This window comes from Cellulomonas wangleii (assembly GCF_018388445.1).
Lineage (GTDB): Bacteria > Actinomycetota > Actinomycetes > Actinomycetales > Cellulomonadaceae > Cellulomonas > Cellulomonas wangleii.
Map to the genome: position 1 here is coordinate 3,610,608 of NZ_CP074405.1, position 14,116 is coordinate 3,624,723.

14 protein-coding genes are annotated in these 14,116 nt (G+C 73.9%); 7 read left to right on the forward strand and 7 right to left on the reverse strand.

The genetic code is table 11. From position 1 onward, the window contains the following. Positions 1-14: 14 nt before the first annotated feature. The 5 genes from kdpB to KG103_RS16575 all read right to left on the reverse strand — a co-directional run bounded on the left by kdpB (position 15) and on the right by KG103_RS16575 (position 5,449). A complete protein-coding gene (gene kdpB, locus KG103_RS16555) occupies positions 15-2,171 on the reverse strand; it encodes a potassium-transporting ATPase subunit KdpB (RefSeq protein WP_207339575.1) in 2,157 nt (718 codons plus the stop codon). Next, positions 2,171-3,844, reverse strand: a complete 1,674-nt coding sequence (gene kdpA, locus KG103_RS16560) for a potassium-transporting ATPase subunit KdpA (RefSeq protein WP_207339576.1) — start codon at positions 3,842-3,844, stop codon at positions 2,171-2,173. Before kdpA ends, kdpB begins: the two co-directional genes overlap by 1 nt. Further along, entirely contained in the window at positions 3,844-3,933 is a 90-nt protein-coding gene (locus KG103_RS18940; protein WP_207369955.1) for a potassium-transporting ATPase subunit F, read from the reverse strand. The genes kdpA and KG103_RS18940 overlap by 1 nt, the downstream gene beginning before the upstream one ends. Positions 3,934-4,189: 256 nt before the next feature. After that, complete coding sequence (locus KG103_RS16570) at positions 4,190-5,167, reverse strand: bile acid:sodium symporter family protein (RefSeq protein WP_207339578.1); 978 nt, start codon at positions 5,165-5,167, stop codon at positions 4,190-4,192. Between the two features lie 126 nt (positions 5,168-5,293). Then, positions 5,294-5,449 carry a hypothetical protein gene (locus KG103_RS16575; protein ID WP_207339579.1) on the reverse strand — a complete coding sequence of 52 codons (156 nt, stop codon included), beginning with the start codon at positions 5,447-5,449 and terminating at the stop codon, positions 5,294-5,296. Between the two features lie 309 nt (positions 5,450-5,758). Here KG103_RS16575 and KG103_RS16580 point away from each other — a divergent pair, with 309 nt between their 5' ends. Next, positions 5,759-6,811 carry a 5'-3' exonuclease gene (locus tag KG103_RS16580; protein ID WP_207339580.1) on the forward strand — a complete coding sequence of 351 codons (1,053 nt, stop codon included), beginning with the start codon at positions 5,759-5,761 and terminating at the stop codon, positions 6,809-6,811. 12 nt (positions 6,812-6,823) lie between these two features. Here KG103_RS16580 and KG103_RS16585 read toward each other — a convergent pair whose 3' ends face one another. Further along, positions 6,824-7,198 carry a glyoxalase superfamily protein gene (locus tag KG103_RS16585; RefSeq protein WP_207339581.1) on the reverse strand — a complete coding sequence of 125 codons (375 nt, stop codon included), beginning with the start codon at positions 7,196-7,198 and terminating at the stop codon, positions 6,824-6,826. A gap of 211 nt (positions 7,199-7,409) precedes the next feature. Between KG103_RS16585 and KG103_RS16590 the strand changes: the two genes are divergently transcribed. From KG103_RS16590 to KG103_RS16610, 5 genes are all read left to right on the forward strand, one after another. Next, positions 7,410-8,999 (forward strand): fibronectin type III domain-containing protein, encoded by a 1,590-nt coding sequence (locus tag KG103_RS16590; protein WP_207339582.1) that lies wholly within the window; start codon positions 7,410-7,412, stop codon positions 8,997-8,999. A 105-nt stretch (positions 9,000-9,104) separates the two neighbouring features. Beyond that, the gene (locus KG103_RS16595) at positions 9,105-9,872 is read left to right on the forward strand and encodes an SDR family NAD(P)-dependent oxidoreductase (protein WP_249670646.1); all 768 of its coding nucleotides are present in this window, start codon (positions 9,105-9,107) and stop codon (positions 9,870-9,872) included. Positions 9,873-9,928: 56 nt separating this feature from the next. After that, positions 9,929-10,864, forward strand: coding sequence for an aldo/keto reductase (locus KG103_RS16600; RefSeq protein ID WP_207339583.1), 936 nt, complete (start codon positions 9,929-9,931; stop codon positions 10,862-10,864). A gap of 104 nt (positions 10,865-10,968) precedes the next feature. Then, on the forward strand, positions 10,969-11,187 hold the full coding sequence (locus tag KG103_RS16605) for an antitoxin (protein WP_207339584.1): 219 nt from the start codon (positions 10,969-10,971) through the stop codon (positions 11,185-11,187). Then, positions 11,177-11,617, forward strand: coding sequence for a TA system VapC family ribonuclease toxin (locus KG103_RS16610; protein ID WP_207339585.1), 441 nt, complete (start codon positions 11,177-11,179; stop codon positions 11,615-11,617). Before KG103_RS16605 ends, KG103_RS16610 begins: the two co-directional genes overlap by 11 nt. A gap of 41 nt (positions 11,618-11,658) precedes the next feature. Here the strand turns inward: KG103_RS16610 and KG103_RS16615 are convergent, their stop codons facing one another. Next, complete coding sequence (locus tag KG103_RS16615) at positions 11,659-12,327, reverse strand: TetR/AcrR family transcriptional regulator (protein ID WP_207339586.1); 669 nt, start codon at positions 12,325-12,327, stop codon at positions 11,659-11,661. 117 nt (positions 12,328-12,444) lie between these two features. Here KG103_RS16615 and KG103_RS16620 point away from each other — a divergent pair, with 117 nt between their 5' ends. Next, positions 12,445-13,926 carry an MDR family MFS transporter gene (locus KG103_RS16620; protein WP_207339587.1) on the forward strand — a complete coding sequence of 494 codons (1,482 nt, stop codon included), beginning with the start codon at positions 12,445-12,447 and terminating at the stop codon, positions 13,924-13,926. The last annotated feature ends 190 nt before the right edge of the window (positions 13,927-14,116 follow it).

The following is a 14,116-nucleotide window of genomic DNA, read 5'->3' on the forward strand; positions in this document are numbered from 1 at the left end:
GACGTGCGGGTGCGTCAGTAGCCGGGCAGGAGGCGGACGACCAGGTCGATGAGCCAGATGCCCACGAACGGCACGACGACGCCGCCGAGCCCGTAGACCAGGAGGTTGCGGCCGAGGACGGCGGAGGCGTCGAGGGGCCGGTACCGCACGCCGCGCAGCGCGAGCGGGATGAGCGCGACGATGACCAGCGCGTTGAACACGACCGCGGAGAGGACCGCCGAGGCCGGCGAGTGCAGGCCCATGACGTTCAGTGCGGCGAGCCCCGGGAACACGCCCATGAACATCGCGGGGATGATCGCGAAGTACTTGGCGACGTCGTTGGCGATGGAGAACGTCGTCAGCGCGCCGCGGGTGATGAGCAGCTGCTTGCCGATGCGCACGACGTCGATGAGCTTGGTCGGGTCCGAGTCGAGGTCGACCATGTTGCCCGCCTCCTTCGCGGCCGACGTGCCCGTGTTCATCGCCATGCCGACGTCGGCCTGCGCGAGCGCCGGGGCGTCGTTGGTGCCGTCGCCCGTCATCGCGACGAGGTGGCCGCCGGCCTGCTCGGCGCGGATCAGCGCGAGCTTGTCCTCGGGGGTCGCCTCGGCGAGAACGTCGTCGACACCCGCCTCGGCCGCGATGGCGCGGGCGGTCACGGGGTTGTCGCCCGTGACCATGACGGTGCGGATGCCCATGGCGCGCAGCTCGGCGAACCGCTGGGCGAGCCCCTCCTTGACGACGTCCTTGAGGTGCACGACGCCGAGCACGCGACCGGCGCGACCGGGTGCCGCGACCGCGACGACCAGCGGCGTGCCGCCGGACCGTGCGACGTGCTCGACGGCGGCGTCCAGCTCGGCCCGGACGTCGGGCGCCATGGGCGTCCCCTCCGCCTCGAGCCACGCGACGACCGCCGAACCGGCCCCCTTGCGGATCCGCGCGCCGTCGGGCTCGTCGAGCCCGGACATGCGGGTCTGCGCGGTGAACGGCACGACCTCCCCGGGCACGACCGTGCCCACGTCGGCACCGCTGCGGCGGGCCAGGTCGACGACCGACGTGCCCTCCGGTGTCGGGTCCGCGAGCGACGCGAGGGCCGCGGCTCGCACCAGCTCGGCCTGCTGGACGTCACCGAGCGGGACGAAGGCGACCGCCTGCCGGTTGCCGTAGGTGATCGTGCCGGTCTTGTCGAGCAGCAGCGTCGTCACGTCGCCCGCGGCCTCGACGGCCCGTCCCGACATGGCGAGCACGTTGTGCTGCACCAGGCGGTCCATACCGGCGATGCCGATGGCGGACAGCAGCGCGCCGATCGTCGTGGGGATGAGGCAGACCAGCAGCGCGACGAGGACGGCGACGCTCACCGGTTCCGCCGCGTACGACGCGATCGGGTTCAGCGTGAGCGCGACGACGACGAACACGACCGACAGCGACGCCAGCAGGATCGACAGCGCGATCTCGTTGGGGGTCTTCTGCCGGCTCGCGCCCTCGACCAGCGCGATCATCCGGTCGACGAACGTCTCCCCCGGCTTCGAGGTGATCCGCACGACGACCCGGTCGGACAGCACGCGCGTCCCGCCCGTGACGGCCGAGCGGTCGCCCCCGGACTCGCGGACGACCGGCGCGGACTCCCCGGTGATCGCCGACTCGTCGACCGACGCGATGCCGTGGACGATCTCGCCGTCCCCGGGCACGAGCTCCCCCGCGCTGATGACGACGACGTCACCGAGCCGCAGGTCCGCCGACGACACCTCGACCAGCGGAGCACGGGTCGCGCCCGGGTCGCCGGCTTCGTCGTAGGCCGCGACCTTGTGGGCCGCCGTCGCCGTGCGGGTGCGTCGCAGGGAGTCCGCCTGCGCCTTGCCGCGGCCCTCGGCGACGGACTCCGCGAGGTTCGCGAACAGGGCCGTGACCCACAGGACCGCCGCGATGACGCCGGTGAACGACGCGGGCACGGTGGTGCCGCCCGACTCGGGGGGCCCGCCGAGGAAGGGCTCCGCGACGGCCAGCACGGTGGTGAGCGCCGCACCGACCCAGACCACGAACATCACGGGGTTGCGCCACATGTGCCGCGGGTCGAGCTTGCGGACCGCACCGGGCAGCGCGTCGCGGACCTGCGCCCACGTGAACGCGCCGGCGGGGGTGGGCGCCGGGGCGGGCGCGGGACGGGTGTCGGTGCGTTCGAGCGTGGTGGACATCAGATCAGCCCTTCCGCCAGGGGACCCAGCGCGAGAACGGGGAAGTACGTGAGTGCGGTGAGGACGACGACCACACCGGCGAGCAGCCCGACGAACTGCGGGCGGTGGGTGGGCAGGGTGCCGGCCGTCGCGGGGACCGCGCCCTGCGCGGCCAGGGACCCGGCCAGCGCCAGGACCAGGACCATCGGCACGAACCGGCCGAGCAGGATCGCGACGCCCAGGGCCGTGTTCAGCCACGGCGTGTTCGCGGTGAGGCCGGCGAACGCCGAGCCGTTGTTGTTCGCGGCCGACGTGAACGCGTACAGCACCTCGGACATGCCGTGCACGCCGGGGTTCCAGATCGACGTCCCCTCGACGCTGTCGCGCAGCGCCGGCACCCCGAAGCTCAGGGCGGTGCCCGCGAGCACGAGGGTCGGCGTCACGAGGATGTACAGGCTCGCGAGCTTGATCTCGCGCGGGCCGATCTTCTTGCCCAGGTACTCCGGGGTGCGGCCCACCAGCAGGCCGGCGACGAACACCGCGACGACCGCGAGCACGAGCATCCCGTACAGGCCGGACCCGACGCCGCCGGGCGCGACCTCGCCGAGCATCATGTTGAGCATCGGCAGCATGCCGCCGAGCGCGGTGTACGAGTCGTGCATCGAGCTCACCGCACCCGTCGACGTGCCCGTGCTCGTCGTCGCGAACAGCGCCGACCAGACGATCCCGAAGCGGGCCTCCTTGCCCTCGGTCGCGGCGCCCGCGAGCGCCGGCGCGGTGCCGCCGGCGGCGGACTCCAGCGCGACGAGCGCGAGGAACGACGCCGAGAACAGCGCCGCCATGACCCCGGCGATCGCGTACCCCTGCCGGTGGTCGCCGACCATGCGGCCGAAGGTGCGCGGCAGGCTGAACGGGATGACGAGCATGAGGACGATCTCGAGCAGGTTCGTCCACTGCGTGGGGTTCTCGAAGGGGTGCGCCGAGTTGGCGTTGTAGAACCCGCCGCCGTTGGTGCCGAGCAGCTTGATCGCCTCCTGCGAGGCGACGGGCCCGCCGGGGACCGACTGCGTCGCGCCGGCCAGCGTGGTCACGTCGGTGAACCCTGCGAGGTTCTGCACGACCCCGCCGACCACCAGCAGCACGGCCGCGAGCAGCGCGCCGGGCAGCAGGATGCGCAGGCAGCCGCGCAGCAGGTCGACCCAGAAGTTGCCGATCGTCACCGAGCGGCGCGCCGCGAACCCGCGCACGAGCGCGACGGCGACCGCCATGCCGACGGCCGCGGACACGAAGTTCTGCACCACCAGACCGGTGGCCTGCACGGTGTGCCCGAGCGTGAGCTCCGGGGAGTACGACTGCCAGTTGGTGTTGCCGACGAAGGACGCGGCGGTGTTGAACGCCAGGTGCTCCGACGGCGCCCCCAGCCCCAGCGACAGCGGGAGCCACTGCTGCGTGCGCTGCAGCGCGTAGACGAGGACCACGCCGACGAACGAGAAGGCCAGCACGCTGCGCAGGTAGACGGGCCACGTCTGCTGCGAGCGCGGGTCGACGCCCAGCACGCGGTACACGGCACGCTCGACGCGCCAGTCCGTGCCGGTCGTGTAGACGTGCGCCATGTAGTCGCCGAGCGGCCGGTACGCGGCCGCGAGGAGCAGCAGGACCGCGCCGAGGGTGAGGACGGCCAGCAGCCCGGTCATCAGAAGCGCTCCGGTCGGACGAGCGCGACGAGCAGGTAGACGACCGCGGCGACGCCGAGCCCCGCGGCGAGCAGCTCGAGGACGATCACAGCCGCTCCACCGCCTTGCCGAGGCAGGCGGTCAGCGCGAGCACGGCGGCCGCGGTGAGCAGGTAGACGATGTCGAGCACGTGGGTCTCCACGGTCCGGGGGACGGCTCCCGTCGTGGCGGGCGCCGGGCACCCGTCGGGGGCGCCGGCGACGATGCAACACCCGCGCCGGGCGCCCGGCGCCGGTCCTCACGGAACCCATACGGCCGGCGGTCGCACCCTGACGGGTCCCTGACGCTCAGGGCCGTCGGGGACCGTCAGGCGGGGTCGGGCTCCGCCGCCGCCAGGCGCCGCGCGAGGATCGCGCACACCACGATCTGCAGCTGGTGGAACGCGATCACGGGCAGCGCGACGCTCGCCGCGACGGCGGGCGCGAACAGCACCGCCGCCATCGGCAGCCCGGTCGCCGCCGACTTCTTCGAGCCGCACATCAGCAGCGCGATGCGGTCGCCGCGGTCCAGCCCCAGCGCGCGCCCGCCCCACCACGTCGCCGAGAGCATGACGGCCAGCACCACCGCGCACACCACCAGCAGCACCAGCAGGGCGGTGAGCGTCAGGTCGTCCCACGCACCGGCCGTCTGCGCCGCGCTGACGGACGTGAACACCACCAGCAGGATCGTCGAGCGGTCGGTCACCTTCAGCAGACCGCCGTGCCGCCGCAGCCACGCCCCGATCCACGGCTGCACCAGCTGCCCGACGACGAACGGCAGCAGCAGCTGCAGCAGGATCCCGCTCACCGCGCCGCCGTCGAGCCCCGCACCCGTCGCCCCCAGCAGCACCGCCACGAGCAGCGGGGTCAGCAGGACGCCCAGGACGTTCGAGATCGTCGCGCCGGTGATGGCCCCCGCGACGTTGCCGCGGGCGATCGACGTCATCACCACCGACGACTGCACGGTCGACGGCAGCACCGACAGGTACAGCAGGCCACGGCGCAGGTCCGGGTCCAGGACGGAGTCGGGCAGCAGCTGGACCGCCAGGCCCACCAGCGGGAACAGCAGGTAGGTCGCCGCCAGCATCGACCCCTGCAGGCGGAACCGCTTGAGGCCGTCGAGGACCTCCCGCGTGGGCATCCGCGCGCCGTACAGGAAGAACAGCAGCACGATCGCGGCCGTGCGGACCGTGTCGAGGACCGCACCGACGGCCTCGGGCACCGGGACCAGCAGCCCCAGCACGAGGACGGCCAGGATCATCGCGGTCAGCGGGTCGAGCCACCGCAGCCAGGCGGGTCGCGTCATGCCGTGCGGGTGGGGGCGTCGGGGATCACGGAGACATCCTGGCCCATGGCGGGGGCCGTCCGGTCGACGCGCCCGGGCTGTGCGACGGCCGGTCCCGCTGCGGGGCCGGCCGTCGCGCAAGGGACCTCAGCGGCGGTGCAGTGCCCGGCCGAGGCGGCGGCGGAGGCCACCCGTCGGGCGGGAGCTGGAGGAGCGGGCCGCGTGGGCCCGGCGGCGCTCCGCGGCGACCTCGATGGCGCGTTCGCGGTTGCGGTAGTCGATGAGGCAGAGCTCGGGGTGCATCGTGGGTTCTCCACTTTCTTGGCGTTGCGGGGGGTGTCGGGGTCTCCGACGTTCCTCGCGGTGTCGACGCCGGGTCCCGGCGTCGTCACCAGCATCGACGCGCTGACCTGCAAAAGGAAGGGTGAGGCCGCACACACCGTCCCTTCGTGTGACGGCAGGCGGCGCGGACGGGCGAGGGAGTGCCGCGCAGGTGCGCGACGGGCCGTGCCGACCGGGCCCCGCGGGGTCGGGAACTGCCCTCTCCCGACCGCCTACCCTGGGAGCGCGCACGCGAGAAAGGACCCGGGCGGCACCGGCCGCCCGACCCCCATGACGAAGACCCTCCTGGCCGTCGACGGCAACTCCCTCCTGCACCGCTCGTTCCACGCGTTGGCCGGCTCGCAGCTGCGCACCCGCGACGGCCAGGCCACGTGGGCGGTGAAGGGCGCGCTCTCGCAGATCCTCGGGGCGGTCGACCGGGTCGCGGCCGACGCGGTCGTCATCGGGTTCGACGACGCCGCCGGGAACGTCCGCAAGGTCGCGCACCCGCACTACAAGGCGCACCGCACCGAGAAGCCCGCCGACCTGGTCACCCAGCTCTCGCTCGCGGTCGACGTGTTCTGGTCGGCCGGGCTGCACGTGGTCATCCCGGACGGGCTGGAGGCGGACGACGTCCTGGCGTCCGCAGCCGCCACCGCGACGGCGTCCGGCTGGCACACCGTGGTCTGCACGTCCGACCGCGACGCGTTCGCGCTGGTCGACGAGACGACGTCGGTGCTGCGCATCATCAACGGCGGCGTCGAGGCCTCCCCCGTGCTGACCCCCGAGCGGCTGCGCATCCTGCTCGGCATCGACGCCGGGCAGTACCGCCAGTACGCGGCGATGCGCGGTGACGCGTCGGACAACCTCACCGGCATCCGCGGCATCGGGGAGAAGACCGGCGTCGCCCTGCTCAACGCCTTCGGGTCGGTCGAGGCCGCGTTCTGGGACGTCGACACGAACGGCGGCGCGCGCGTCGCGGAGGTGCTGGGCAAGGCGTGCGTCAAGAAGCTCGCGGACCCCGACGGGCGGGCGGCGTTCTGGGAGAACGTCGAGCTGATGACGATGCGCACCGACCTGGACCTGGAGATGGACCTCGCCGCGGGGTCCGGCCCCGGCCTGCTGCCCGTGGACCCGCAGGGACTGCACGACGCGCTGGCCCGGGTCGAGTTCCACTCGCTGCAGTGGCTGGCGGCCCGCGTGCTGGCCGCGCGCACCGACGACGCCGACGCCCCCGGCGCGGTCGTGGCACGCGCCCCGGAACCGGCGCGCGTGCCGGTCGCGGTCACCGCCGCCGCCGTGGACGTCGAGGACGACGCCGAGGACGACCTGACGCTCTTCTGACGTCTCGGCCGGTCAGGAGGCCCGCGGCGGGAGCTGCTGCACCGCCCACCGGTTGCCGTCGGGGTCGGCGAACCCCGTGAACCGCCCCCACGCGAGGTCCTGCACGGGCGGCGCGTCGACCCCGTGCGCGACGAGGAACGCGTGCGCCACGTCCGCGTCGTCGACGACGACCTGCAGCCCCTGGACCGACCCCGGCACCGCGTCCGTGAGGCCCTCGCCGAACGCGATCGAGCACGCCGACCCCCGCGGGGTGAGCTGGACGAACCTCAGGTCGTCGCTCACCCGCCGGTCGTGGTCGACGACGAAGCCGACCTGCTCCGCGTAGAACGCCTTGGCGCGGTCCACGTCGCTCACCGGGAGGATCACCAGCTCCAGCCTGCACTCCATCGCCGACCCCCTGCCTGCGTGCCGCCGGCCCGACGCCCGCGGCGGTCACGCCATCGTCCCGCCGACCACCGACACCGGCAGCACCCCCGCCGTTGTGCAGACCGCACCGGCGTACCGGGCGATCCGGACCTCCCGCCACCCGACTGGACCGAGGCCCAGGAGCCGTCCCACCGTGGAAGCACCGTTTGTCCGCAGCACCCGGGAGCTCATCATGGCGCTCCGTCTCCCCCGCCGCCGCCCGTCCCGCACGGCCCTCGCCCTGGCCCTCGCCGTCGCCGCGACGCTCATCCCGGCCTCCGCCGCCCACGCGGACGGCACACCCGGCGGCACCCGGACCGACCCCGTGCCCCTGCCGGTGAACACGCTCGACGGCCCGTTCACCGCCGGCAACGCGCACGTCAGCTCGATCGCCCAGGAGGGGCAGCAGGTGTTCCACAACACCGCCTGGTACTCCTTCACCCCCGCCGAGGACGTGCGGCTGGGCGTCGCTGCCACCGGCGACTGGGACACCGCGCTGGAGGTGTGGGCCGACGGCACGGTGCAGGCCGTCAACGACGACTGGCTCTGGCTCGCCGCCGGGCTCCAGGTCGACCTCACCGCCGGGACGGAGTACCTCATCGGTCTCGGCGGCGCGTACACGACGTCGCGCGGCGAGGCGACGATCCACGTGAGCACGCATGCGCCGTCGACGCCCACCGGGCTCGTCGTGCAGTCCGTCGGCAACCGCACGGTCACGCTCGCCTGGGACGCCCCGGCCGACGGCACGGCGATCGGGTACGAGGTGTGGTGCGCGCCGTCCGGGGAGGCCCTGCAGTGGTGCGACCAGCTCGCGTCCGGCTCAGCCCGGGTGACGCGCGCGCTCGACGGGCTGACGAACGGGACGGCCTACGACGTCGCCGTCCTCGCGCGGAACCCGCTCGGGCGGTCCGGTCCGAGCACGCCGGTGACCGCGACACCGCGGGCGGACACCCGCACGACCGTCACCGTGTCCCCCGGCACTCCCGTGGCCGGCGACCGCCTCGACGTCACCGTCCAGGTGTCCGAGGAGCACGCGCACGACGATCCCTCCGAGCCGCCGGTCACGCGCCCCGCCACCGGGACGGTCGACGTGGTCGTCGCCGGCACGGCCCACCGAGGGCTGCCGCTCGTCGACGGGTCGGTCGTGCTCGAGGACCTCACGGCGACCGGCGGCACGATGCCGGTGACCGCGTCCTACACCGGCGCGCCCGGTGCGGCGCCGTCGTCGGCCTCGCTGGACGTGCAGGTCGCCCGGCGGGCGGACGCCGTGAGGCTCGTCGTGCCCCCGCTCACCCTCGGCGCGACCGTGCGCCCGGTCGCGGAGTCGTCGTCCGGCCTGCCGGTGACGCTCACGGCCACCGGGGCGTGCACCGTGACCGACGGGAGCCTCACCGGCACCGGTGCCGGCGACTGCACGGTCACTGCCGCGACCGCCGGCGACCGCGACACCGACCCGGCCACGGCGTCCGCGACCGTCCAGGTGGGCGTCCCGCCCGCGGTGGACGACGAGACCACCTCCGCGGCCCCGGGGAACGGCAGCCTCGTGCAGGGCGGGGACACGCACGCCGCGCCCCCGCAGGGCGGTGACACGCACGTCCCGCCCGTGCGGACCCGGGACACGCACGTCGTGCTCGCCGCGACCGGCGCGGCGCCGGGTGCTGCCGCCACCGCCGCGGCGGCGGCGATCGCGCTGGGTGCGGGCCTCGTGCTCCTCGCCCACCGTGGCCGGTCGCACCGCCTGCGGTCAGCGGCGGCCCCGACCACCGGCACGGCCGCCCCGTAGGCACATGCGCCCCCGCGCGCGACGCGGCATCATGGCGCGCTCGGACTCCGCCCTCACCGGCGCGGCCACGTGTCCCCACCTCCCCCAGCCGATCGGACGTGCCCCGTGACCCTGCCCGACCACGCCCCCACCGCGGCCACCGGGACCCCCCGCACCGTCGTCGTCTCCGGCGCCGGGACGGGCATGGGCCGCGCCGTCGCCGAACGCTTCCTCGCCGACGGGGCGACGGTCGTCGCCCTCGGGCGTCGCTCCGAGCCGCTGCACCGGCTGCGCGACGACCACCCGACGTCCGACGTCCAGGTCGTGCCGGCGGACCTCACCGACCCCGACGCGGTGCTGCGCGTCGTCGAGGCGCTCGACGGCCGGCCGGTGGACGTGCTCGTCAACAACGCCGGCGGCGTCGGCGGCGCCCCGGCCCCCGGCCTGCACGGCCTGCTGGAGAGCTACCGCCGGACCGTCGACCAGAACCTGCTCTCGGCGATGCTGCTCACCGAGGCGTTGTGGCCGTCCCTCGCGCGCCCCGGCGGCCGCGTGGTCACGATCAGCTCGATCGCCGCGCAGCGCGGCGGTGGCGGCGCGTACGGCGCGGCCAAGGCCGGTCTCGTCGCCTGGGGCGCGGAGCTCGCGGCCCGCGGCGGACCGGACGGCATCACCGTCAACACCGTCTCCCCCGGCTACGTCCAGGACACCGAGTTCTTCAGCACCGAGGGCCGGTCGCGGCGCCACGACGCACTGGTCGCCCAGACGCTGCTCGGTCGTGCCGGGACGCCGTCGGACGTCGCGGGTGCGGTGCACTACCTGGCGTCCGCGGACGCCGGATGGGTCACGAGCCAGGTGCTGAGCGTCAACGGCGGGGCTGTCCTGGGACGCTGACGCCGCACGGGCTGCTGCCTCCACAGGTCGCGGCTGCGGACGGTGCAGGATGCAGCATGAAGACTCTCACCCTGCCGGGGACCGACGTCGTCGCCCCCAACGTCGTGCTCGGGCTCATGCGGATCGCCGAGAAGTCCGACGACGAGATCCGTGAGCTCGTGCGCACCGCGCGCGACGCGGACATCGACTTCGTCGACCACGCCGACGTGTACGGCCGCGAGAAGCACGAGTGCGAGCGCCGGTTCGCCGACGCCATGGCGCTCACGCCGTCGCAGCGCGACGAGATCACGATCCAGACCAAGTGCGGGATCGTGCCCGAGGGGCCGTACTTCGACTTCTCGTACGAGCACATCATGACGTCGGTCGAGGGCTCGCTGCAGGCCCTGCGGACCGACCACGTCGACGTCCTGCTGCTGCACCGCCCGGACGCGCTCGTCGAGCCGGACGAGGTCGCGCGGGCCTTCGACGAGCTCGAGGCCGCGGGCAAGGTGCGGGCGTTCGGCGTCTCCAACCACACGCCCCGGCAGATCGACCTGCTCAAGCGGTCCGTGCGCCAGCCGCTCGTGGCCAACCAGGTGCAGCTGTCGATCACGCACGCCGCGCTGGTCGCCCAGGGCGTCGCCGGGAACATGGTGGCCGAGGACCAGTCCGTCACCCGTGACGGCGGCGGCCTGCTCGACTACTGCCGCCTGAACGACATCACCGTCCAGGCGTGGTCGCCGTTCCAGGCCGGGTTCTTCACCGGCACGTTCCTCGGCTCCCCCGAGTACCCCGAGCTCAACGCCGTGATCGACCGGCTCGCCGCGCAGTACGACGTGCCGCCGATCGCCATCGCCACGGCGTGGATCACGCGGCACCCCGCGCAGATGCAGGTGGTCCTCGGCACGACGACGCCGGAGCGCGTCGCCGGTGCGGCGCTCGGGTCGGACCTGCCGCTCACCCGGGCCGAGTGGTACGAGCTGTTCCGGGCCGCGGGGCACATCGTCCCCTGACCCACAGGCATCTCGGAGCCCGGTCCGCGTGCGTGCGGGCCGGGCTCCGTCGTGCTCAGCCGCGCGCGGACAGGTCCCGGTGATGCGGTGATACCGTGATGCGCATGAGGACGACGCTGGAGATCGACGACCGGGTGCTGGCCGCCGCGCGTGCGATCGCCGAGCAGCAGAACGTGTCGATCGGACGCGCGATCTCCGACCTCGCCGAGCGAGCCCTCGAAGGCACCGCGCCTGCGTCGACCGTCCGGGGGTTCCCGGTCTTCCACGGCCCGGCGGGCCACGTGATCACGGACGAGATGGTCGCCGAGCACCGTGACGGCTGAGCCCTGCTACCTGCTCGACGTGAACGTCCTGCTCGCGCTCGCCGCCGACGCGCACGTGCACCATCGCGCCGCGCACCGGTGGTTCGCCGACGTCACGGCGTGGGCCACGACCCCGGTCACCGAGTCGGCGTTCGTGCGCCTGCTGTCCACCCCGGCCGTTCTCGGTCGGACGGTCCTTCCCGTCGAGGCGGTCGCGGCGCTGCGGCAGATGCGGACGGTCCCGGGTCACCGCTTCCTCCCGGACGACGCGTCGTTCGCTAGCACCACGATCGACCTGACGCGCATGGTCGGACCGCGTCAGGTCACCGACTTCCACCTCGTCGAGCTGGCGAGGCGGACCGGCAGCACGCTCGCGACGCTCGATGCCAGGCTCCGTCGATCGCTCCACCCGGCGGACGCTCACCTGGTGAGCGTCGTCCCGGCGGCCTGAGAGCCCCGAGCGCCTCGCTCGACCGACCGGATCGGCGCCTGCTATCCGTCGGCGGCACCCGTGAAGTAGTCGACCAGCCCGGACCGCACCTGCCGGTAGAGCGACCGGACCGGCACGGTCTCGCCCCGCTCGGCGCGGCGCGCCCACTCGTCGTACGCCAGGCGCACGGCGGTGCCGATCGCGGTGACGACGGTGCGGGCGCGCAGCTCGTCTGGATGGTCGCCGGCATGCAGCACGATCGTGGTGAGCTCCTGCACCTGCTCGGCGTCACGGGCGAGGGCCCGAGCGAGCAGGTCCGGGTCGGCCAGGACGAGCCGGCGGACCCGCAGGACGCGCGCGTGGCTCGCCGCCGGCTGGGCGTCGAAGGCGTCGACCTGCGCGAGGAACGCCTGCTCGATCGCGCGGACCACGGCGGGACCCTGCTGGTCGACGCCGCGCACGCTCGCGATGAGCCGTTCCATCGAGTCGTCGTCGACGAACAGCGCGTTCTCCTTCGTCCCCGCGTGGCGGTAGAAGGTGCGCGGGGCGATGCCGGCGGCGTCGGCGATCGCCTCGACGCTCGTGGCCGGGACGCCCTGGCGCTCGAACAGGTCGAGCGCGGCGTCGGTGATGGCACGACGGGTCTCGCGGCGGCGGTGCTCGCGCAGCCCGCAGTCGGCGTCCGGGCCGTCGGTGACGACGCCGCGCTGCTGGCCCTCCGGGTCGAGCATCCGCTCATCCTCCCACCCGCGACGATTGTGGCAGTCACTGCCATACACTCGTCGGCCGGACGTCCGCGGTTCCCAGGAACGCCGTCCGCCGCCCCCACCCGCTGACAGAGAGACCTCATGACGCTCGAGAACGACCTCCGGCCCGGCCGGCCCTCCACCCCGGACGGGGCCCCCGCGATCCGCACCGGGCCCGTGATCGCGCTGCTCGTGGCCTCCGCGTTCGTCGTCATCCTCAACGAGACGATCATGGGCGTCGCCCTGCCCCGGCTGATGGTCGACCTCGACATCACCGCCGCGACCGCGCAGTGGCTGACCACCGGGTTCCTGCTGACCATGTCGATCGTCATCCCGTGCACCGGCTACCTGCTGGCCCGGTTCCCGCTGCGGGGACTGTTCTTCACGGCGATGTCGCTGTTCGCCACCGGCACCCTCGTCGCGGCGCTCGCGCCCGGCTTCGAGGTGCTGCTCGCCGGGCGCGTCGTCCAGGCGTCGGGCACGGCGATCATGCTGCCCCTGCTGTTCACCACGGTGCTCAACGTCGTCCCGGCCAGCCACCGCGGCCGGATGATGGGCGTCATCTCCATCGTCATCGCCGTCGCTCCCGCGATCGGCCCGACGGTCTCCGGGGCCATCCTGTCCGCGCTGGACTGGCGCTGGATGTTCTGGCTGGTGCTGCCCATCGCGCTGCTCGCCATCGGGCTCGGCGCCGTGTGGGTCCGCAACGTCACCGAGACGTCGCCGGCGACGTTCGACCCGCTGTCGGCGCTGCTCGCGGCCGTCGGGTTCGGCGGCCTCATCTACGGCCTCAGCCTCGTCGGCGAGTCGGCGTCGGGGCACGCGCCCGTGGCGCCCGGGATCCCGGTCGCGGTCGGCGCAGTCGCGCTCATCGTGTTCGTGCGGCGTCAGCTGACCCTGCAGCGCACGGACGCCGCCTTCCTCGACCTGCGCACCTTCGCGTCGCGCTCCTTCAGCCTCGCCGTCGTGCTCGTCGTCGTGGTGATGTCCGCGCTGTTCGGCTCGCTCATCCTCCTGCCCCTGTACCTGCAGCAGGCGCTCGCGCTCGACACCCTGACCGTCGGCCTGATGATGCTGCCCGGCGGCGTCCTCATGGGCGTCATCGCGCCCGTGGTCGGGGCGCTGTTCGACCGCTACGGGCCGCGGCCGCTGGTCCTGCCCGGCATGGTCGTCGCCGCTGCCGCGCTGTGGGGCATGACGACGTTCGGCATGGACACCGCGATCGGGTGGATCGTGGCCGTGCACATGACCCTCAACCTGGGGCTCGGCTTCGTCTTCACGCCGCTGCTGACCTCGGCGCTCGGGTCGCTGCCACGCGCCCTGTACTCCCACGGCAGCGCGATCACCAGCACCCTGCAGCAGGTCGCCGGCGCCGCCGGCACCGCGCTGTTCGTCACGCTGATGTCCGTCGGGGCTGCCGGTGCGGCAGCCACGGGCGCCGACCCGGCCGAGGCGATGGCGGTGGGCGTGCACCGCGCGTTCGTGGTCGGCGCGGTCATCGCCAGCGTCGCCGTCGTGCTCACGCTGTTCGTGCGCAAGCCTGCGGAGGTCGAGGCGGAGGGCCCGGTGCTCGTCGGGCACTAGAGCCACAGGGCCCGACCCTCTGGGACCGCTCGTCGCGGCCGGCCTGCTGACGCAGCCGCGGCTCCGGCCGTCGCCGCAGGCGACACGACGGACCGGCATCGACCCCTTGCTGGAGTGGATGCCGGTCCGTCTCCGCGTTCTCAGGAGCCTCAAAGGGTCGACCCACATGCTGCGGACTCCCGATGTTCAT

Bases quoted from the DNA above. Each gene is read 5' to 3' on its own strand.
- kdpB (WP_207339575.1), bottom strand. From the start codon at position 2,171: ATGTCCACCACGCTCGAACGCACCGACACCCGTCCCGCGCCCGCCCCG.
- kdpA (WP_207339576.1), bottom strand. From the start codon at position 3,844: ATGACCGGGCTGCTGGCCGTCCTCACCCTCGGCGCGGTCCTGCTGCTC.
- KG103_RS16570 (WP_207339578.1), bottom strand. From the start codon at position 5,167: ATGACGCGACCCGCCTGGCTGCGGTGGCTCGACCCGCTGACCGCGATG.
- KG103_RS16575 (WP_207339579.1), bottom strand. From the start codon at position 5,449: ATGCACCCCGAGCTCTGCCTCATCGACTACCGCAACCGCGAACGCGCC.
- KG103_RS16580 (WP_207339580.1), top strand. From the start codon at position 5,759: ATGACGAAGACCCTCCTGGCCGTCGACGGCAACTCCCTCCTGCACCGC.
- KG103_RS16585 (WP_207339581.1), bottom strand. From the start codon at position 7,198: ATGGAGTGCAGGCTGGAGCTGGTGATCCTCCCGGTGAGCGACGTGGAC.
- KG103_RS16590 (WP_207339582.1), top strand. From the start codon at position 7,410: ATGGCGCTCCGTCTCCCCCGCCGCCGCCCGTCCCGCACGGCCCTCGCC.
- KG103_RS16600 (WP_207339583.1), top strand. From the start codon at position 9,929: ATGAAGACTCTCACCCTGCCGGGGACCGACGTCGTCGCCCCCAACGTC.
- KG103_RS16605 (WP_207339584.1), top strand. From the start codon at position 10,969: ATGAGGACGACGCTGGAGATCGACGACCGGGTGCTGGCCGCCGCGCGT.
- KG103_RS16615 (WP_207339586.1), bottom strand. From the start codon at position 12,327: ATGCTCGACCCGGAGGGCCAGCAGCGCGGCGTCGTCACCGACGGCCCG.
- KG103_RS16620 (WP_207339587.1), top strand. From the start codon at position 12,445: ATGACGCTCGAGAACGACCTCCGGCCCGGCCGGCCCTCCACCCCGGAC.